This is a genomic window from Mycetocola lacteus (genome assembly GCF_003667575.1).
GTDB lineage: Bacteria > Actinomycetota > Actinomycetes > Actinomycetales > Microbacteriaceae > Mycetocola > Mycetocola lacteus.
This window is the reverse complement of the sequence record NZ_RCUY01000016.1, coordinates 39,457-58,477: the sequence shown is the minus strand read 5'-3', so window position 1 is coordinate 58,477 and position 19,021 is coordinate 39,457. Positions and strand designations below refer to the sequence as shown.

Below are 19,021 nucleotides of genomic sequence, written 5' to 3'. Positions count from 1 at the left end.
CACCCCGATGGCCCGACGGACCGGCAGAATTACTCCCCTGGTGGGGGTGTTGGCCGTCGCGGCCGCGGGGTGTTTTGCGTGGGCGAGCCTGGTGGAACGGCGCCTGTTCACGCTGCGTCGGGTCGAGATCCCGGTGCTTCCGGCGGGAAGCGAACCGATCAAGATCCTGCACCTCTCGGATCTGCATATGGCCCCCTGGCAGCGCGATAAGCAGGCCTGGGTGCGCTCGCTGGCAGCCGAACAGCCCGACCTCGTGGTGGACACCGGCGATAATCTCGGCCATGCCGACGGAATCCGTGGGATCGAGCTGGCCTTTGCCGAGTTTGGTGGGGTTCCCGGCGTCTACGTCAACGGTTCCAACGACTACTACGGTCCGGTGCGGAAAAACTGGCTGCGATATTTCCGTGGACCCTCCTCCTCAGGGGCCTCGGCACCGCGCCGCTCCAAGGATCTCGATACCCCGCGGCTCGAGCGCTTTTTCACCGAGGCGCTGGGATGGCGCTCACTCAACAACCGGGTGGATGAGATCACCATTCGCGGGACGCGGATCGGGTTCTTCGGGGTCGACGATCCGCACATCGGACGGGACCGTCTCGATCTGCTCACCGGCCTCCTGGACGGGCAGGAGGACGCCGATTCCTTCGAGTCCGACACCGCCGCACCCGCACTGCACATCGGCGTCGCTCACGCCCCGTATCAGCGTGTGCTCAACTCGTTTGTCACCCACGGGGCCGATGTGATCCTGGCCGGCCACACCCACGGCGGACAGGTGTGCGTCCCGGGGGTGGGTGCCCTGGTGACCAACTGCGATATTCCGCGACGTCAGGTCAAGGGACTGAGCCTCTGGCGACACGCGTTCCGCAGCGCCTACCTCAACGTCTCGGCGGGCCTCGGCACCTCGATCTATGCCCCGGTGCGCTTTGCCTGCCGCCCCGAGGCCACGCTGGTCACCCTGGTGGCCCGCTAGACGTCCCCAAGCCTCAGGCACGCCTCAGACGCCCGTACACCCACGTGTGCGGGCGTCTTGTGCGCATGTATGCCGTGTGACAGTATGCCCTGCGTCAGCGCGAAGGAGAGCACCCCTGCGGAGGAGGACGAGCACAGCCGCCGAGTGGGTGAGTGGCCCGGCGCAAAACAAAAGCCGGTCAGATTTCTCTGACCGGCTTTGATGTTTCCATCTGTCGGGGTGGCGGGAATTGAACCCACGACCTCTTCGTCCCGAACGAAGCGCGCTACCAAGCTGCGCCACACCCCGATGGTGATCTTGCGACCTCTATTAGAGTACCTGATTTTCACCCGGAGTTTGACCACGGACCCCAAAAGCGGCGTTTTTTTAGCGTGTTTCCGCGGTTTTCCGGCGTGCACACCCGCGGGGGAATGTGCACGCCGGGTGTGTCATTCGGCGTGTCCGGGAACCGCTCGAGCCTCCAGTGGGGCGGCAAAGAAGGCGACCTCATGGGCCGAAGCGCGCTCGAAGGCCTCGAACATCCGCGCCCGCGTCTCCGGATCCGCCCGACGCACGGCCTCCCCCACGTATCCAATCGCCGAGCGGGTGGATCGGGCGAAGACCTCATCGGCGTAGGTTTCCAGCCAGCTCGCATACGGGTGCTCGGGATGTGACTGCGCCACCAGGCGGGTCCCGATGTCCTGATAGAGCCAGTAGCAGGGCAGCACCGCGGCGATAATCACCGCGTATTCACCGCGCGCGGCAGCGGCCAGCAGATGATCCACGTAGGCGATGGTCGTCGGAGCGGGCGGCGTGGAGAACACCTCATCCTCGGGCAACCAGCCCTGGTGAAGCTGGAGCTCTGCGGCGATCGCCCCGTTGGCGCCGGCAGCCCAAAACGCCTGTTCTTCGGGGGTTGGAGCAAGCTTTGAGGCTTCGGCAAGCACCCGGGAATAGTCCCGCAGGTAGAGCGCGTCCTGGGCCAGGTACCAGGTGAACGCGTCGCGATCGAGGGTTCCCGCACCCAGCTGCTCAACAAACGGGAGAGTATTTGCCCGGTGCCGGATCGGGGCGATGGCCTGCCACCAGTCTTCGAGGTACTCACCGGCCGCACGCTCGGTTGCCAGGCCGCCGCGCGACCAGAGTCCGGCGAAGTGGGAGATCGGCCCGTGACCCTCACCCACGTGCAGCGAATCGGCGTGGGTGATCGACTCGGTCAACCAGCGCTTGACCTCGGCGATGGCCGCAAGCCAGTCCCCGTCCGCGGCAATTCGAGTGGCCAGGGCTGCGGAGAGCGAACAGCCCGTTCCGTGGGTGTTTTCGGTGTGGATACGCACACCCGAGAATTCCACCACGCGCGCCCGCTCGGGCAGGGTGCCGGAGGCATCAACCAGGGCGTCCGGAGCATGCGCCCCCTCCAGGTGTCCGCCCTTGGCGAGGACCCGTACGGCATAGCGCTCGGAGACGCGCAGCGCCTGCTCCAGGACACCCGGCCAGGTGGTGGCAGCGGGTTCCTCGGCGAGGATTGCCAGCTCGGGGATGTTGGGGGTGATCAGGTGTGCCCGCGAGAGCAGGCCGCGCAGCGCAGTCTCGGCCTCGGCCGCCAGGAGCCGGTCGCCGCTGGTCGCGATCATCACCGGGTCAAGGACGACGAGGGGCGGGCGGACCTCATCCAGCCAGCGAGTCACGGTGTCGATCACCTCCGCGTCGCCGAGCATCCCGATCTTCACCGCGTCGATGACCACGTCATCCGAGACCGCATCCAGCTGCTCCCGCAGGAAGGCCACGGGCGGCACGTGCACGCTACGCACACCCCGGGTGTTCTGGGCAACCAGGGCGGTGACCACGGCCATCCCGAAACCGCCATTGGCGGCGATGGACTTGAGGTCGGCCTGGATGCCGGCCCCACCGGTGGGATCGGTGCCGGCGATCGAGAGGACTCGGACCGGACCGGAGGCCTCCGGGTTCGGGTTGGAAACCTCCGCGCTCATGCCGCCGCTCCGTTCCAGGCTGCACGCAGCTCGCGGGCCGCTGCTTCGGGGTCGGGGACGGCACAGATCGCAGACACCAGCGCCGCACCCTCCAGGCCCGCCGCACGCAGGATCGGCAGATCTGCGGCGTGCAGACCGCCGATGGCCACCGCGGGCAACGGCGAAGCGGCGGCGAGTCGAGCAACCGCCGGGTGTCCCAGCCCGTCCGGCGCATCGGCCTTGGTGGTCGTGTTGTGCAGCGGTCCGATGCCGATGTGATCCACCACCCCCGAGGCCGCGGCGGCCGCGATCTCCTCGGGGGTACTGGCGGACAGCCCGAGGATCGCGTCGGTGCCGATCAGCGAGCGGATCGCGGTCACCGGCAGATCGCTCTGCCCCACGTGCACGCCAGCCACCCGGGCCGCCCGCACCCGGGCGGCGAGAAACACGTCCACCCGGTCGTTGACAATCAGGGACACATGCGCGGGCAGGGCCGCCGAGAGGGCTTCGACGTAGGCCAGGAAGTCGCGGGCCGAGGCGTCCTTCTCACGCACCTGCACGGTGTTGACGCCCCCGGCTACCGCGGCCAGCACACCGCCCACGGGATCGTGTCCGGCGGCGCGCAGCTGGGCGGTATCGGTCACCAGGTAGACCGAGAGGTCGGGCTGGGGCAGGCTCATGCGATCACCATCCGAGCGGCGATGTGCGCGGGAGAGACCTCATCCAGGGCGTCCAGGAACGCGATCTGGAAGCTGCCCGGCCGCGGCGCACGCTCGGCCGCGAGCTCGGCGGCAATGTTGTAGGTGCTGACCGCGGCTACGGCCGCCACCAGCGGGTCCTCATCTACGGAGGCGAAGGCCGCCAGGACCGCGCCCAGGGCGCATCCCCCGCCGGTGATCCGGGTTTGCAGCACATGACCGTTGGACAGGCGCACAAAGCGCTCCCCATCGGTGACCAGGTCGGTGGGTCCGGAGACCGCGAGGACCCCGCCGGTTCGGCGGGCAAGTGACACCGCGGCATCCCGCGCACTCTCGACCCCATCGGTCGCGTCCACGCCGCGTCCGCCGGTACCGGCCTCGGCCAGCGCCAGGATCTCCGAGGCGTTGCCGCGGATGATGGTGGGGCGCAACTCGCGCAGCTCCAACGCGAGAGCCGTACGGATCGGCAGGGCCCCGATCGCGACCGGATCAAGCACCCACGGGGTACCCGCCTCGTTCGCGGCGCTCACGGCCTCACGGGCGGCTTCACGCTGTTCGGGCACCGGGGTGCCGAGGTTGATCAGCAGCCCCTGGGCGATGCGGGCAAACGGTCCGGCCTCGCCGACGATGTCACACATCGCCGGTGCCGCTCCGAGCGCCAGCAGAGCATTCGCGGTGAAATTGGTGACCACCGCATTGGTGATGCTCTGCACGAGTGGCGCGGTTTCACGCACCCGCTCGAGGGCGGTCTGGGTCTGAGAAATAAGGTTTTCTGGCGTGCGCGACATGCGCGACATCCCTTCGCTAGTACAAGCTAGATCAGGTTCGACGGGTGTAATCTCAGCCCCGGAGGGCACCCCGTGTCACGTGGTTTTCGGGTGTCACGCTATCACACCCGGCCGGGTTCTCGGCGAATCGCCCGGGCCGCCTAGCGGCGTCCCAGGCCGTGATAGGCCCAGCCCGCGCCGCGCCAGGCCGAGCGATCCAGGCAGTTGCGTCCATCAATCACGATCGGCGTGTCTACGAGTGTTGCGGCGGCCACGGGATCGAGGGTTCGATACTCCGACCACTCGGTGAGCAGCAGCACAATCTCGGCACCGGCGAGAGCCGCCGAGGTGTCCCCCACATAGTTCAGGCGCGGGGCCAGCCGGCTCGCGGTGGGGATCGCCTGCGGATCGGTTGCGGTCACCAGAGCGCCACGAGCGGCGAGCCGCGTCGCAATATCCAGCGCGGGGGAATCGCGCACATCATCACTGTCGGGCTTAAATGCGAGCCCCAGAACCGTGACCCGGCGGCCGTCCAGATCTCCCAGGATCGAGGCCACCCGGTCAACCACCAGGTCGCGCCGGCGCAGGTTCACCCGGTCTACCTCGGCCAGGAAGCCCAGCGAATCCCCCACCCCGAGCTCCTCCGCACGGGCGGAAAACGCGCGGATGTCCTTGGGCAGACAGCCGCCTCCGAACCCGATACCGGCACGCAGGAAGCGCGATCCGATGCGCTCATCGTGGCCGATGGCCACGGCCAAATCACTCACGTCGGCCCCGGTCACATCGGCGATCTCGGCCATCGCATTGATGAAGGAGATCTTGGTGGCCAAGAATGCATTGGCCGCGACCTTCACCAGCTCCGCCGTGGCAAAATCGGTAACCACGAGCGGTGTGTGCGCCGCGAGAGCATCGGCATACACCTCGTTTAGCAGTTCGATGCCCGGTGCCCGGACACCGTCCCCCTCGCGTACCAGGGTCTCGGCGGCGAATCCGTAGACTAGACGGTCGGGCCGCAGGGTGTCCTGCACGGCAAAGCCCTCCCGCAAGAACTCCGGGTTCCACGCCAGTTCGGCCCCGCGCTCACGCACGCGGGCACGCAGGGTCTCGGCGGTTCCCACGGGTACCGTGGACTTGCCCACAACCAGATCGCCGGGCGACAGTCGGGGAAGCAGGGTCGCCAGGGCCGCGTGCAGATAGCTCAGATCCGCAGCACCGCCATCGGCGGCCTGCGGGGTCCCCACCGCGAGAAAGTGCACTCGGGCACCACGTAGCAGCTCGGGATCGATCGTGAAGCGCAGCTTGCCCGTCGCGCCTGCCTCCGCCAGCAGCTCGGGAAGTCCCGGCTCGAAGAAGGGGGCTCGGCCCGCCGAGAGCGCGGCAATTTTCTCCGGATCCACATCGAGGCCCACCACCTCATGGCCCAGGGTCGCCATCGCCGCCGCGTGTACGGCACCGAGATACCCGCAACCGATCACCGAAATTTTCATCGGGCCGACTCGGTTTCGCGCACGGCGTGGTGGGGCATCTTGCCGCCGCACTCGGTGAGATAGCAGTTTCCGCAGAGGGATTCGTAGCCGGCCTCGGTGCCGTCGATCACCACCTGTTCTCCGGAAAAGACGAAGCGACCATTCTCGATCCGCGCGTTGAAGAGGGCCTTGCGCCCGCAGCGGCAGATGGTCTTGAGTTCCTCGATGCTGTGGGCGATCTCCAGCAGGCGTCGTGACCCGGGGAACGCCACGGTCTGGAAGTCGGTGCGAATGCCGTAGGCAAGCACCGGGACATCCTCAAGCAGCGCGATCTCCAGTAGTGCATCGATCTGCGCGGTCTCCAGGAACTGTGCCTCATCCACCAGCAGGGCATGCACCGGCTCACTCCCACGGGCCAAAGCAAACAGCTCGTGTACGTCAGCCCCGGAGCCGATTAGGAAATCAGCCTCACGGCTCACCCCCAGGCGGCTGCTAATAGCGCCATCGGCCTTGGTATCGATGCCGGGCTTAGCCAGCAGCACGCGGTGTCCGCGCTCCTCATAGTTAAACGCGGCCTGCAGCAGGGCGGTGCTCTTGCCCGAGTTCATCGCCCCGTAGCGGAAATACAGTTTCGCCATTGGACCAGTCTAAGCGAGCCGGGGCATCCGCTGCCCCGGCTCGCTCACAGCAGGGACGCCTAGAGCTCGATCTGCAGAACCTCGGCGGTCTCCGCCAGCACCGCGCGGGCGCGATCGGGATCGTCGTTGAGGTTGGTGCCGAGGGTCGGGATCATCCGGGTCAGTTCACGTTCCCAGCCCGAGTACTCGTTCGGGAAGCATCGCTTGAGCAGGTCGATCATGATCGGCACGGCGGTGGAGGCACCCGGGGAGGCGCCCAGCAGACCCGCGATCGACCCGTCTCCAGCGGCGATCAGCTCGGTGCCGAACTGCAGGATGCCACCCTTTTTCGGATCCTTCTTGATGACCTGGGCACGCTGACCGGCCACGATCAGGTGCCAGTCCTTGGCCTCGGCGGTGGGCATAAACTCGCGCAGCGCGGCGAGCTTCTTGGCCCGCGAGGCCGTCAGCTCCTTAAGCAGGTACGAGATCAGCGAGGGGTTGTCCTTGGCAACCGCGAGCATCGGGATGATATTGCCCGGACGCAGCTGGGTGATCAGGTCCACCAGGTTTCCGTTTTTCAGGAACTTGGGGCTGAACCCGGCGTAGGGCCCAAACAGCAGGCTGGACTGGCCGTCCACCACGCGAGCGTCCAGGTGCGGCACCGACATCGGCGGGGCACCCACCGCGGCCTGGCTGTACACCTTGGCCGAGTGCTGGGCGACGATCTCGGGGTTGTCGGTACGCAGGAACGCCCCGGAAATCGGGAAGACCCCGTAGCCCTTGATCTCGGGGATGCCCGACTTCTGCAGCAGCTTGAGCGCCCATCCACCGGCACCCACAAACACAAACTTGGCGTTGATCTCACGCGGGGTGCGCCCCACCAGATCACGCGAGCGGATGCGCCAGGTCCCATCGGCCAGCTTCTTCAGCCCGCGCACCTCGTGGTTGAGGCGCAGCTTGGCACCCGAGGCCACCGCGGCGTCCATCAGTTCATGGGTCAGCGCACCGAAGTCCACATCGGTTCCGGCACTCATCCGGGTGGCCGCATATGTATCGCCGGCCAGACGCTTTGTCATCAGCAGCGGTGCCCACTGGTTGATGACGCGCGTGTCGGTGGAGTACTCCATGGTCTGGAACAGCGGCTCGTTGCGCAGCGCCTCGAAGCGCTTACGCAGGTACTCCACGTCCTTCTCGCCGTGCACAAAGGTCATGTGCGGGGCGGTGTTGATGAACGTGTTCGGGTCGTGCAGCACCCCCTCACGCACCAGGTGTGCCCAGAACTGTCGGGACACCTGGAACTGCTCGTTGATCTGCAGTGCCTTGGCCGGATTGACGGTGCCATCCGGGGCCTCGGGCATGTAGTTCAACTCACACATGGCCGCGTGGCCGGTGCCCGCGTTGTTCCACGGGTTGGAGCTCTCCTGGGCGACATCGCCCAGACGCTCATAGATTTCGATTGACCAGTCCGGCTGCAACCGGGAAATAAGAGTAGCCAACGTTGCGCTCATGATACCGCCGCCGATAAGAGCCACGTCGACCGGCTGTGAAGTCGTCATGAGGCTAGCTTATGCCCCAACGCATCAACCCGCGAACCGTCCCGGGCAACCCGCACCTCGGCGATCACGTTTCCCGCGTCGGCACGCGCCGCGGCGAGGCGCTCGTTCACCGCGCCCCACAGAATGTCCCATTCGACCCCGGGCTCAGACTGTTCGGCCACACCCACACTCGCGCTCATCCGCAGGCCACGCTCGGGGGCCAGCGGGGTTTCGGCGAGGGTCGTAAGGATGCCGCGGGCCACATCGCGCCCCGAGGTCACCTCGTCCATCATCGCCAGGACGGCGAAGTGCCCCTCACCGAGGTGACCGATGATCGCGGTGGGTGGCACGCTGCCACGCAGGACCCCCACAAACCGCAGAATCGCCTCCTGTGCAGCCGAGGCACCATAGGCCACCTGGAAGTCGGAGAGCCCGTCGATTCTCGGCTGGAGCAGCGCCACCCGGATCCCGTGCTGCCGGGAGCGCACCATCCGATCCTTGGCCCCGGCGGCGAAGGCCGGTGCCGAGAGCACGTCCATCGAGAAGTTCACAGCACCGCCGCCCGGGGTGGGTGCCAGCCGGTGCTGGGTATCGCGTTCGGCGCGGATCGCGGTCAGACAGATCGAGGAGATCACCAGCAGCACGGTCACCACCAGCGTGGCCGTGGCACTTCCGTAGAGCGGACTCGCCTCGATGGTTTTGACGCCGGTCGCCGTCAGCTCAAGCGCGCGGTCCAGCTGGTACAGCCCGCCCAGGATCATCGCCGTGGCAAACACCCGCGCATACACGTTGCGGCGCAGCGGCGGACGCAGTGCCTCCCAGCCAATCAGCCCGGCAAAGATGCCCACGGTGACCATGTAGCCGGCGGCACCCGCCCACGTTCCATACTCCGCCCAGAACACCGGGACCAGCGCCGCACAGACCAGTCCAGCAAGAATTGGTATCTGGATCAGCGACCGCCGCCCGTTGAAGAGTCGGGTCCCACTCCACACCGCACCCAGGGTCAGCGCAAACGCGCCGTTGGCCACGGCCAGAATGACCCAGCCGTCGTTCAGCGTCGCCGAGACGGCATAGCAGCCGGCGCTCACCAGCCCGGACATGAAACCCAGCGACCAGTACAGGCCCGCGCGATCATGCCCCCGGAACACGGTGTGCAGCACAAACGGCACCGCACAGATGATGGCCATCAGGCCGTTGACCAGCTGCAGGGTCGCCGCATCAAAGTTCATTTTCGGGGATCCGTTCGCTGTGCTGGGGAAGGGTGACGGTGACGATGGTGCCGATACCCAGCTCGCTGGCCACCTCGATCGAGCCGCCGTGCTGGTCGATGATGTCGCGGCAGATGGCCAGGCCCAGCCCGGTCCCGTGAATCGTGGAGATGCGCATATCGTCGGCGCGGTAGAAGCGTTGGAACGCCCGGGCGCGGTCCTGGTCGGACATCCCCAGGCCGGTGTCGGCAATGCTCAGCCGGACGCCGCTCTCATCGGTGTCGATGCGGGCGGTGACCGTGCCCCCATCGCGGTTGTACTTGAGGGCGTTGCTCACCAGGTTGTCCACCACCTGGCGCAGGCGGAAGCCGTCGGCGTTCAGCGGGACCGTGTCGGGGGCGCTGATGCTCAGGCTCACGTTACGGTCCATCGCCGCGGGCTCGGCCGAGGCGATGGCCTCCCCGACGATCTCGCGCAGATCACAGTGTCCACGGGTCAACACAAACGCCTGATCGGAGTCTCGCGCCGCCTGCAACAGGTCCGAGACAATCGCCAGCATCCGTTCGGAGTTGCCGAGGATGATCTCGATCTGCTTGCGGGTACCCTCATCCAGACCGTCATCATCGAGCACCAGGTCCAGGTAGCCGATCACCGAGGTCAGCGGGGTGCGCAGCTCGTGCGAGACCGAGGCGATCAGGTCGTCCCGGGAGCGCAGCGCCTGGAGTTCGGAAGTGATATCGCGCTGAACCAGAACCGAGCCGCCCTCGGGCAGCTGACGGCCCGATACCGCCAGGGCGATGCTCGGGGCCAGCGGCGAGGTGAGCCACAGGATGAGGTCCGAGAATTCCTCGCCGCGGTGCAGCCGCTCAAGCGGCAGATCGGTCGCATCGGGGACCGTGCGCCGGTCGGCACCAAACAGCCGTCCCTCGGCGTGGGCGGTACTGTGGCTGCCATAGCGCAGCTTGAGAACCCGAAACGCATCATTGCGGTGTCCGCGGTTTCCCTCGGCATCATAGGCGACCACGGCAAACGGCACCGCGTTCAGAACCGTATCCAGCGTGCCCTGCTGAATCCGAGCATCGTCATAGGAGCGGGTCATCATGGCCGACTGACGGGTGAGCAGGGCGCGCTGGGCGGCGTTGCGACGGGTGTTTTGATAGGTCGCGGTGGAAATAAAGATCAGGGTGATCGGCAGCAGGAGGATGCGGGGCAGATCGTGGAGACCCATCGGTCCCTCGGGCGCGATCACCCAGAGTAGGAGCGAGGCGAAGGCTGGACCGACAATCGCGCCCGTGCGCCCGAAATAGCCGGCCAGCCAGGTCACCGGGAACACCAGCAGCAGACCCGCCCCCAGGGCCACATCACCATTGCGGATCAGCACGATCGCCACAATGTCCACGATTGGCAGGACCATGATCAGCCAGCGCGGCCAGCTCGACCAGCGACCGATCGCCGCCATCATGGTGGCCAAAAAGATTAGGCCCACCCCGGTCAGAATCACCGGGGAGCGCAGCACCTCGGGATCCAGGAGCAGCGAGGCGGTCACGATGATCAGCACCACCACGGCCAGCAGCAGCTGGGCCAGGAATACCTCACGCTCGCGGCTACTCGCGGTCAGCGGGCCGTTATGTTCGGGCAGCGATGATGGCGTGAGCGGGCTCGTTCCCGGGCGTGCACCGGCCCGGACCGAGCGCGGATCTGCCGCGAAGGGCTGGGGAATTTTCGGTGCGCGCATTCTCCGAGAATACAACGACCGGCGGCGGGGAAATCCCCGCCGCCGGTCGTTCATGACAATCGTTAGCTAGCCAGCAGCTTCTCGGCGAGCAACTCGGCGATCTGCACGGTGTTCAGCGCGGCACCCTTACGCAGGTTGTCGTTCGAGATGAACAGGATCAGGCCGTGGCCGGCCGGGGCCGACTGGTCGGCGCGGATCCGGCCCACATACGACGGGTCTTGACCGGCCGCCTGCAGCGGGGTCGGGATCTCGCTGAGCTCGACACCGGGGGCAGCCGCGAGGATCTCGGTGGCGCGTTCCGGGGTGATCTCGCCGGAGAACTCGGCGTGTACCGAGAGCGAGTGACCGCTAAACACGGGCACCCGGACGCAGGTTCCGGCCACCAGCAGCTCGGGCAGCTCGAGGATCTTGCGGCTCTCGTTACGGAGCTTCTTCTCCTCGTCGGTCTCCCCCTCGCCGTCCTCGACGATGGCACCGGCCAGCGGCACCACGTTGAAGGCGATCGGCCGCTTGTAAACGGCGGGCTCGGGCAGGGTCACGGCGGAACCGTCGTGCACCAGACGCTCGAAGTTCTCATCGGCCACTGCCGCGCGGGCCTGACCTGCCAGCTCGGCCACACCGGCGAGCCCGGAACCGGACACGGCCTGGAAGGTCGTGATCGCCAGGCGGGTCAGCCCAGCTTCGGCGTCCAGGGCCTTGAGCACCGGCATTGCGGCCATCGTGGTGCAGTTAGGGTTGGCGATGATGCCCTTGGGCAGGTGGTTCAGCGCGTGCGGGTTGACCTCGGAGACCACCAGCGGAATCTCCGGGTCACCACGGAAGGCCGAGGAGTTGTCAATCACGGTCACACCGGCGGCGGCAAAGCGCGGGGCGTGAGCGCGCGAACCGGTCGCACCGGCCGAGAAGAGGGCGATCTGCAAACCGGTCGGATCCGCGGTCTCGATGTCCTCAATCACAACGTCGGTGTCGCCGAAGCGCACGGTCTTGCCGGCCGAACGCGCGGTGGCGAACAGACGCAGCTCGGCGATCGGGAAGTTGCGGTCCTGCAGCAGCTGGCGCATCACGGTGCCAACCTGTCCGGTGGCGCCTACGATCCCGAGGCGTACTCCAGTGGTCATTGCGGTGTCTCCTTTGGCTTTTGCTCAGTCTAGCGAGCGATAACGCTGCGAAATTTTACGCTGGGCGGATTCTCACCCGGCGGTGGTGTGCGGATGGCCATCCCGTCGAGGCGGCATCCGATGGTGACAGATACAGCGGTGCGCCGGTCGACAGCATCGACCGGCGCACCACATCAGGCGTGGTGGGAAACCTAGCGACCGGTACCGGCGTAGACGGTGGCCTCGATGTCGTTGTCCAGGCCGAAGACCGAGTGCACCACGCGAGCGGCCTCGTTGACCGAGTCGGCGCGGGTCACCACGGAGATGCGGATCTCACTGGTCGAGATCATCTCGATGTTGATTCCCGCGTCGGACAGCGACTGGAACAGCTTGGCCGAGACACCGGTGTTAGCCTTCATCCCCGCACCCACCAGGGCGAGCTTGCCGATCTGGTCATCGTGCTGGACCGAGACGAAACCGATGGTCTCCTGCTCGTTACGCAGCGCGGTGAGGACCAGCTGGGCCTCCGACTTGGGCAGGGTGAAGGAAATGTCGGTCAGACCGGTCGACGCCGCCGACACGTTCTGCACGATCATGTCCACGTTGGCCTCGGTCTTGGCGATCAGGCTGAAAATCTGAGCGGCCTTACCGGGGACATCGGGGACACCCACAACGGTAATCTTGGCCTCGCTCAGGTCGGTGGCGACACCGGTGACGATGGGCTGTTCCATCTCGTCACCCTCCTTCGGGTTGTATACGAGGGTTCCCTCGTTGTTGCTGAATGATGAACGAACATGCAGGGTGACGCCGTGACGACGCGCAAACTCCACCGCGCGAATGTAGAGCACCTTGGCACCGTTGGCCGCGAGCTCCAGCATTTCTTCGGCGGTAATCTTGTCGATCTTACGCGCGAGCGGAACCACGCGGGGGTCCGAGGTGAATACGCCGTCCACGTCGGTGTAGATTTCGCAGACGTCGGCGTTCAGTGCCGCGGCCAGGGCCACCGCGGTGGTGTCCGAGCCGCCGCGACCGAGGGTCGTGATGTCGGCGGTGTCTAGGGAGAGGCCCTGGAATCCGGCCACGATCACAATCGCACCCTCATCCAGTGCCGCACGCAGACGAACCGGATCCACCTCGACGATGCGGGCCGATCCGTGGTGGGTGTCGGTGCGCATTCCCGCCTGGGGACCGGAGAAAGAACGGGCGTCATAGCCCATCGACTTGATGGCCATCGCCAGCAGAGCCACCGAGATCCGCTCGCCGCTGGAGAGCAGCATGTCCAGCTCGCGCTGGTCGGGAATCGGGGAGACCTCGTGGGCGAGGTCCATCAGCTCATCGGTCGAGTCCCCCATGGCCGAGACGGCCACAACCACATCGTTTCCGGCCTTGCGGGTCGCAATAATTCGCTTGGCGACGCGCTTAATGCTCTCGGCGTCGGCAACCGACGATCCGCCGTATTTCTGAACGATTAGGCTCACGTGATACTCCTGGGGAATGGTGCGGGCATACGGCCCGCCGGATGTTTAGTCTAAATCGCCTTGAATAACGACCCCGGCATATTACGAGGTTCGCCACGGGGTGGTGGCGCACACCTCACTCATGCGGCGGGATCTAGCCAATGACGGTGCGACCCTCAAACGCGCGACCGAGGGTTATCTCATCGGCGTATTCGAGGTCGCCGCCCACCGGCAGGCCCGAGGCGAGGCGGGTAACCTTAACCTCCAGGGTGGTGAGCAAACGGCTGAGGTAGGTGGCGGTAGCCTCCCCCTCAAGGTTCGGGTCGGTGGCGAGGATCACCTCGGTGACGGTTCCATCGGCCAGGCGCTGCATGAGCTGCCGAATCCGGAGATCATCCGGGCCGATACCGTCGATGGGGCTGATCGCGCCGCCGAGCACATGGTAGAGACCACGGAACTCACGGGTGCGCTCGATGGCCACCACGTCCTTGGCTTCCTCCACCACACAGATCAGGGTTTGGTTACGGCGCGGATCGCGGCAGATCGAGCAGGTTTCCTGCTCGGCGACGTTGCCACAGATTTCGCAGAAGTGCACGCGGGTGCGGATCTGACCGAGGATTTCGGACAGTCGAGCCACGTCGACACTCTCGGTCTGCAGGATGTGGAACGCGATGCGCTGGGCAGACTTGGGACCGATTCCGGGCAGGCGACCGAACTCATCGATCAGTTCCTGAACAATTCCCTCGTACATGTGGTTCCTTATCTCCGCACGGGCAAGCCGTGCCGTTTTCCGGTGTGGTACCGGATGTTATCCGCGGTCGAAGCGGGTGGCCGGAATATAGGCCTGTTCCTCCAGGAAAACCGCGCCGAGAATTTCGCGGACAACGGCCTCACCGTAGCGGTTTCCCGAGGACGGAGCAAACCGCGCGGTTGCGGTGGGGGCCTCACGAGGCGGCGCGGTGGCCTCCGCGGGGGCGGGTGACGGCGTCGGCGGGTGCGGGTCCGAGCCCTCATCGAGCGGCCGATCTACGGCCGGAATGGAGGGCGCGGAGGCCTCGGCCTGTGCACCCTGCGATGCGGTGGCTGGGGTGGGGGTGGCGGTAGTGGTGGCGGCGTTGGGGCCACCTAGGGCGGGCTCCGCGGGGGCGTTGTCGCTGTACAGCGCGGCGAAGCGGCCCGGTGCTGCCGGGGCGCGGTTGGTGGCACCCGGCGGGATCGCGGCACCCGGGGGGATGGCCGCACCCGGGGGGATCGCGGCGGCCGGCGGAATCACTGCGGCCGGGGCCCAGGCGGCGGGCTGATTGCCGCCGGGCTGGTTGTTTCCGGGCTGACCCCCACCGGGCTGGGTGCCGCGGGGTCCGCGGGGTCCACCAAAGCCGCCACCGGGATCCGGGAACGGCGGTTCGTCATCCGCGGGTGGGGCATCATTATCGTCAGGGAACGGGATGTCCTCGGCATCCATCGCACCGGCCGCCGGGGCGGCGGTGGCGGGGCGTTCCTGGACGGGCGCGGGGTCAGCAGGCGGTGCCGCAGCGGCAGCTCGCGGTGCCGCGGCGGGGGCTGCGGCGGGGGCCGCGGGCGTCGTGGCGGGAGCGGATCCAGGGATCGCCGCCACGGCCCAGCCGGTTGCCGCCGGACCCAGCGTGAGCCCATCCGGCAGAACCATCTCGGGTGCCGCGGGGGCCGACGCGGCGCTCTCGGCTGCCGGAGCGTCGGAGGTGCTCGGCGCAGTCGGTGCAGACGGTGCAGTCGGTGCCGGAATAGGCGCCTCGGCGACCGGGGCGGGGTTGGTTTTTGTGGGCGCCGCGGCGTAGCCAGCCGAGCGGCCGGGGCCGTCCGTCGCCGCATCCGAGGATTCGACTGCCGGGGGAACCGGGGCGGTCGAGGCGGACACCGTCGAATCCGACACCGTTGAGTCCGACACCGTTGAGTCCTGAGCGGCGGGCGCGGACGCCGGCGGAATCACGGCCGGCGGAATGACGGCCGGCGGGATCACCGTGGGGGCCGGGGACGCGTCGATTCGGGCGATGAACTTCACCGTCACCCCGAGCACCGCGAGGATCGAGGCGCGCACGTGTGCGCTCACGCCCTCACCGTTGGGTGCCGGCTGACGGAATCCCTCGGCGTCGAGCTGGCTGGGGAAGCTGAGGGTCAGTACGTCGTTCTCAAACGCCCGCACGGTCGCGGTACTGGCGACCATCCAGGATGCCCGCTTGCCCGCCGCCAGGTGGTCCAAGACTTCGGGCCAGGCATCACGGACCTGGGCAAAGTCGAGGGGACGGTTGGGGTCCCGCGGCGCGGGGGCGACGTTTGCGGCCGAGGTCTGGGGTGCCGGGGCGGCGGTCTCGGGGGCCACGCTCTCCGGTGCCGTGTCGGTACGGGACGCCGGGGTGTTGGCGGGGGCCGATGACGCGCCCTGACCGATGTTCGCGGTGGACCACGCGGAGGTGGCTGCCGCAGCCGAGCTTGCCGGGGCAGGGGTTGCGGGCGTCGACGTCGCGGCTGTCGAGGTCGCGGGTACGAGGGCTGCGGAATCTGCGCTCGTGGGCACCGCCTGTGCTGCGGGCACCGATGCCGCCCGCGGTTCGGGAGCGCTCACGGCCGAGGCCTGCGCCACCGCGGGTGCGGCCGGGGTCTGCGCGGCCGGGCGCTTGCCCGCGGCACGAGCCAGGTCGGCACCGCTGAGGCCCGCGGTTGCCGGATCGCCCACGCCGGGCACATCCGCAATGGACGCGCCCGAGAGCAGTGCGCCACCGGTCACGATCTGGCGTTCGAGGCGTTCGACCCGAGCCAGGGCACCGCGCTCGCTGTCATCCGATCCGGGGACCAGCACGCGCGCCACCAACAGTTCCAGGTGCAGGCGCGGGGCCGAAGCCCCCACCATCTCGCCCAGTGCATCGTTGACGATATCGGCCGTCCGGCTCAGGGCGGCGGGACCAAATGCGGCCGCCTGCACGGCCATCCGGTCCAGATCCTCCTGGGGAACCCCACGCAGCACCGAGGCGGCGGCGTCTCCGCTAGCGCCCACCACGATCAGGTCGCGGAGGCGCTCCAGCAGGTCGTCCACAAATCGACGTGGGTCCTGACCGGTCTGGATTACCCGGTCCACGGCGGCAAAGGCCGCGGCCGAATCGCGCTGGGACAGCGCATCCACTGCCTCATCCAGCAGCGCGCCATGGGTGAACCCCAGCAGCGCCACGGCTCGCTCATACGACACCGTGTCGTTTTCGGATCCGGCGATCAGCTGGTCCAGCAGGGACAGGGTGTCTCGCGCCGAACCTCCTCCCGCGCGCACCACGAGCGGCAGCACGCCGGGCTCGGTCGCGATCTTCTCCGAGGCACACAGCGACTCGACGTACTCCAGCATCTGCGCCGGCGGGATCAGCCGGAAGGGATAGTGGTGGGTGCGCGAGCGGATCGTGCCGATGACCTTATCGGGCTCAGTGGTCGCGAAGATGAACTTCACGTGCTCCGGCGGCTCCTCCACGATCTTGAGCAGCGCGTTGAAGCCGTTGGCCGTGACCATGTGGGCCTCGTCCAGGATGAAAATCTTGAAGCGGTCGCGAGCCGGGGCAAACACGGCACGCTCGCGCAGGTCTCGAGCGTCCTCGACGCCACCGTGGCTCGCGGCGTCGATCTCGACCACGTCGAGCGAACCGCCGCCGTCACGGCTGAGCTCCACACAGCTCGGGCACACGCCACAGGGGGTATCGGTGGGACCCTCGGCGCAGTTGAGGCAGCGCGCCAGGATGCGGGCCGAAGTGGTCTTTCCACACCCACGCGGACCCGAGAAGAGGTAGGCATGGTTGACGCGGTTGGTGCGCAGCGCCGTCATCAGCGGATCGGTCACCTGAGACTGACCGATCAGTTCGGCAAAAGATTCTGGCCGATAACGGCGATAGAGAGCGGTAACCACCTGCCCAGTCTAATCGGGGACCACCGACCATCCCAGCCCCGGAACGGGATTTCCGGATCTAGGCCGTTCGCCCCGAGCCAAATCCCAGGTCCGGGAGGGGGATTCCCAGGTCCGCCAGGGCGGCGCCGGCGGCAGCAAAACCGCCCCGCCCATGCACGCCGGGCCCCGGCGGGACCGAGGCTGAGCCGAGATACAGCCCGGGCACCGGAGTCCGCCAGGGTTCGCGTGCCAGCACCGGACGAGCCAGGAGCTGCGGCAGATCGGTGGCCCCGGTTCCGATGTCTCCGCCGACCATGCTGGGATTGCGTTCCTCCACCTGGGCGGCGCTGGTGTGCACACTCGCCAGGATGGTGTCCCGGAACCCCGGGGCATACTTTTCGATCCGCGCGATGATGATCTCGGTTGGGTCCAACGTGCTTCCCGCGGGCACATGAACATAGGCCCAGAGCACCGCCTTCCCCTCGGGGGCGCGACCGGGATCCACGATCGAGGGCTGCGTGATCAGCACATATGGCTGATCCGACATATTTCCACGCGTCACCGCATTCTCGGTACGAGCGATGCTGCGGGCGCTCTCTCCCAGATGCACGGTAGGTGCCTCCCTGAGGGCGGAATCCAGCCAGGGCACTGGCTCCGAGAGCGCGAAGTCCACCTTGGCCGAACCATTCCCGTAACGGAATGAGCGCAGGCTCTTCCGATATTTCTCGGGCAGCACATCACCGGCGATGTGCGCGAGATCGCGAGCAGAGGTATCAAAGATGATGGCGTCGGAGCCGCGCAGCTCATCCGCATGGGTGATCCGGGTGCCGGTGAGCACGCGCCCACCGTGCGCCTCGAGGTCGGCCAGAAGCGCGGCGGTCACCGCACCGGCACCACCGATCGGAACCGGCCACCCGCGGGGGCCGTGGGCGTGCGCAGCGAGGATCAGCCCCACGGCGCTCAGCGCGAGCGAGCGAATGTTTCCGATGCCGTGCGCCGCGACACCGGCGAACATCGCTCGGGCAACCTCCGAACGCAAACCCACACTCGCCTCCCCCAGCGGCGAGGCGGCCAAGACCGCGAGCCCCAGCCGGGTCGCCAGGATCGGATGGGCGGGCGCATTTCCCAGCGGTGCCGAGATCAGATTGGCGACGGGCTCCAGCCGGGAGACCAGTGGGGCAAAGATTCGTCGCCAGCGTGCGCCATCGCCACCCAATTCGGCCACCGTGCGGTTCAAATCTCGGTACGCCACCCCGATGGTGCCCGGCTCCAGCGCGTGGGCATAGGAGATCTCGGGTATCGCATAGGGGACCCGCTCGGTCAGTCCAAAAGCCTGAAAAAACGGGGAGGTCATCGCCATCGGGTGCACCGCGGAACCCCAGTCGTGCCAGAACCCGGGAAGGGTCAGTTCCTCGGTGCGGCACCCGCCGCCGGGGGTATCCGCGGCCTCAAACACGGTGACCGCAAGCCCGGCCCGCGCCAGGGTCACCGCCGCCGCGAGTCCGTTGGGGCCACTTCCGATGATTGCCGCCGATGTCATGGGGCCAGTCTAGGCCGCACCGCCGCGTTCGAGTGGAGGCGGATCCTTCGGGTGTCTTCCGACCCCCGACTGGGCCACATCCCCGCA

14 protein-coding genes, 1 tRNA gene and 1 riboswitch are annotated in these 19,021 nt (G+C 67.4%); of the genes, 1 reads left to right on the top strand and 14 read right to left on the bottom strand.

Going from position 1 to position 19,021, the window contains the following annotated elements; all coding sequences use genetic code 11:
- Nucleotides 1-7: 7 nt before the first annotated feature.
- Nucleotides 8-967: a metallophosphoesterase gene (locus D9V34_RS16945; protein WP_121689644.1), complete on the top strand. Its 960-nt coding sequence runs from the start codon at nt 8-10 to the stop codon at nt 965-967.
- Between the two features lie 214 nt (nt 968-1,181).
- Here D9V34_RS16945 and D9V34_RS16940 read toward each other — a convergent pair.
- From D9V34_RS16940 to D9V34_RS16875, 14 genes are all read right to left on the bottom strand, one after another.
- Nucleotides 1,182-1,255 (bottom strand) — tRNA-Pro (locus tag D9V34_RS16940).
- A gap of 140 nt (nt 1,256-1,395) precedes the next feature.
- Entirely contained in the window at nt 1,396-2,937 is a 1,542-nt protein-coding gene (locus D9V34_RS16935; protein ID WP_121689643.1) for a bifunctional hydroxymethylpyrimidine kinase/phosphomethylpyrimidine kinase, read from the bottom strand.
- Nucleotides 2,934-3,596, bottom strand: coding sequence for a thiamine phosphate synthase (gene thiE / locus D9V34_RS16930; protein WP_121689642.1), 663 nt, complete (start codon nt 3,594-3,596; stop codon nt 2,934-2,936). Before thiE ends, D9V34_RS16935 begins: the two co-directional genes overlap by 4 nt.
- Nucleotides 3,593-4,402 (bottom strand): hydroxyethylthiazole kinase, encoded by an 810-nt coding sequence (gene thiM, locus D9V34_RS16925; protein WP_121689641.1) that lies wholly within the window; start codon nt 4,400-4,402, stop codon nt 3,593-3,595. The genes thiE and thiM overlap by 4 nt, the downstream gene beginning before the upstream one ends.
- Nucleotides 4,394-4,485, bottom strand: a riboswitch (TPP riboswitch). Its footprint overlaps the gene before it by 9 nt.
- 57 nt (nt 4,486-4,542) lie before the next feature.
- On the bottom strand, nt 4,543-5,868 hold the full coding sequence (locus tag D9V34_RS16920) for a UDP-glucose dehydrogenase family protein (protein WP_121689640.1): 1,326 nt from the start codon (nt 5,866-5,868) through the stop codon (nt 4,543-4,545).
- Nucleotides 5,865-6,485 (bottom strand): thymidine kinase, encoded by a 621-nt coding sequence (locus D9V34_RS16915; RefSeq protein ID WP_121689639.1) that lies wholly within the window; start codon nt 6,483-6,485, stop codon nt 5,865-5,867. The genes D9V34_RS16920 and D9V34_RS16915 overlap by 4 nt, the downstream gene beginning before the upstream one ends.
- Before the next feature lie 59 nt (nt 6,486-6,544).
- Entirely contained in the window at nt 6,545-8,023 is a 1,479-nt protein-coding gene (locus tag D9V34_RS16910; protein ID WP_121689638.1) for a malate:quinone oxidoreductase, read from the bottom strand.
- Nucleotides 8,020-9,231, bottom strand: coding sequence for a GGDEF domain-containing protein (locus D9V34_RS16905; RefSeq protein ID WP_121689637.1), 1,212 nt, complete (start codon nt 9,229-9,231; stop codon nt 8,020-8,022). Before D9V34_RS16905 ends, D9V34_RS16910 begins: the two co-directional genes overlap by 4 nt.
- Nucleotides 9,221-10,945: a sensor histidine kinase gene (locus tag D9V34_RS16900; protein WP_183092025.1), complete on the bottom strand. Its 1,725-nt coding sequence runs from the start codon at nt 10,943-10,945 to the stop codon at nt 9,221-9,223. Before D9V34_RS16900 ends, D9V34_RS16905 begins: the two co-directional genes overlap by 11 nt.
- 62 nt (nt 10,946-11,007) lie before the next feature.
- The gene (locus tag D9V34_RS16895) at nt 11,008-12,063 is read right to left on the bottom strand and encodes an aspartate-semialdehyde dehydrogenase (RefSeq protein WP_121689635.1); all 1,056 of its coding nucleotides are present in this window, start codon (nt 12,061-12,063) and stop codon (nt 11,008-11,010) included.
- 191 nt (nt 12,064-12,254) lie between these two features.
- Nucleotides 12,255-13,520 (bottom strand): aspartate kinase, encoded by a 1,266-nt coding sequence (locus D9V34_RS16890; protein WP_121689634.1) that lies wholly within the window; start codon nt 13,518-13,520, stop codon nt 12,255-12,257.
- A gap of 133 nt (nt 13,521-13,653) precedes the next feature.
- Nucleotides 13,654-14,250, bottom strand: a complete 597-nt coding sequence (gene recR, locus D9V34_RS16885; RefSeq protein WP_121689633.1) for a recombination mediator RecR — start codon at nt 14,248-14,250, stop codon at nt 13,654-13,656.
- A gap of 57 nt (nt 14,251-14,307) precedes the next feature.
- Nucleotides 14,308-17,415, bottom strand: a complete 3,108-nt coding sequence (locus D9V34_RS16880) for a DNA polymerase III subunit gamma and tau (protein ID WP_121689632.1) — start codon at nt 17,413-17,415, stop codon at nt 14,308-14,310.
- A gap of 58 nt (nt 17,416-17,473) precedes the next feature.
- The gene (locus D9V34_RS16875; RefSeq protein ID WP_121689631.1) at nt 17,474-18,934 is read right to left on the bottom strand and encodes a phytoene desaturase family protein; all 1,461 of its coding nucleotides are present in this window, start codon (nt 18,932-18,934) and stop codon (nt 17,474-17,476) included.
- Between the last annotated feature and the right edge of the window lie 87 nt (nt 18,935-19,021).

What these genes read in the sequence shown, in the direction of transcription:
- D9V34_RS16945 (WP_121689644.1), top strand. Translation starts at nt 8, where the DNA reads ATGGCCCGACGGACCGGCAGAATTACTCCCCTGGTGGGGGTGTTGGCC.
- D9V34_RS16935 (WP_121689643.1), bottom strand. Translation starts at nt 2,937, where the DNA reads ATGAGCGCGGAGGTTTCCAACCCGAACCCGGAGGCCTCCGGTCCGGTC.
- thiE (WP_121689642.1), bottom strand. Translation starts at nt 3,596, where the DNA reads ATGAGCCTGCCCCAGCCCGACCTCTCGGTCTACCTGGTGACCGATACC.
- thiM (WP_121689641.1), bottom strand. Translation starts at nt 4,402, where the DNA reads ATGTCGCGCACGCCAGAAAACCTTATTTCTCAGACCCAGACCGCCCTC.
- D9V34_RS16920 (WP_121689640.1), bottom strand. Translation starts at nt 5,868, where the DNA reads ATGAAAATTTCGGTGATCGGTTGCGGGTATCTCGGTGCCGTACACGCG.
- D9V34_RS16915 (WP_121689639.1), bottom strand. Translation starts at nt 6,485, where the DNA reads ATGGCGAAACTGTATTTCCGCTACGGGGCGATGAACTCGGGCAAGAGC.
- D9V34_RS16910 (WP_121689638.1), bottom strand. Translation starts at nt 8,023, where the DNA reads ATGACGACTTCACAGCCGGTCGACGTGGCTCTTATCGGCGGCGGTATC.
- D9V34_RS16905 (WP_121689637.1), bottom strand. Translation starts at nt 9,231, where the DNA reads ATGAACTTTGATGCGGCGACCCTGCAGCTGGTCAACGGCCTGATGGCC.
- D9V34_RS16900 (WP_183092025.1), bottom strand. Translation starts at nt 10,945, where the DNA reads ATGCGCGCACCGAAAATTCCCCAGCCCTTCGCGGCAGATCCGCGCTCG.
- D9V34_RS16895 (WP_121689635.1), bottom strand. Translation starts at nt 12,063, where the DNA reads ATGACCACTGGAGTACGCCTCGGGATCGTAGGCGCCACCGGACAGGTT.
- recR (WP_121689633.1), bottom strand. Translation starts at nt 14,250, where the DNA reads ATGTACGAGGGAATTGTTCAGGAACTGATCGATGAGTTCGGTCGCCTG.
- D9V34_RS16875 (WP_121689631.1), bottom strand. Translation starts at nt 18,934, where the DNA reads ATGACATCGGCGGCAATCATCGGAAGTGGCCCCAACGGACTCGCGGCG.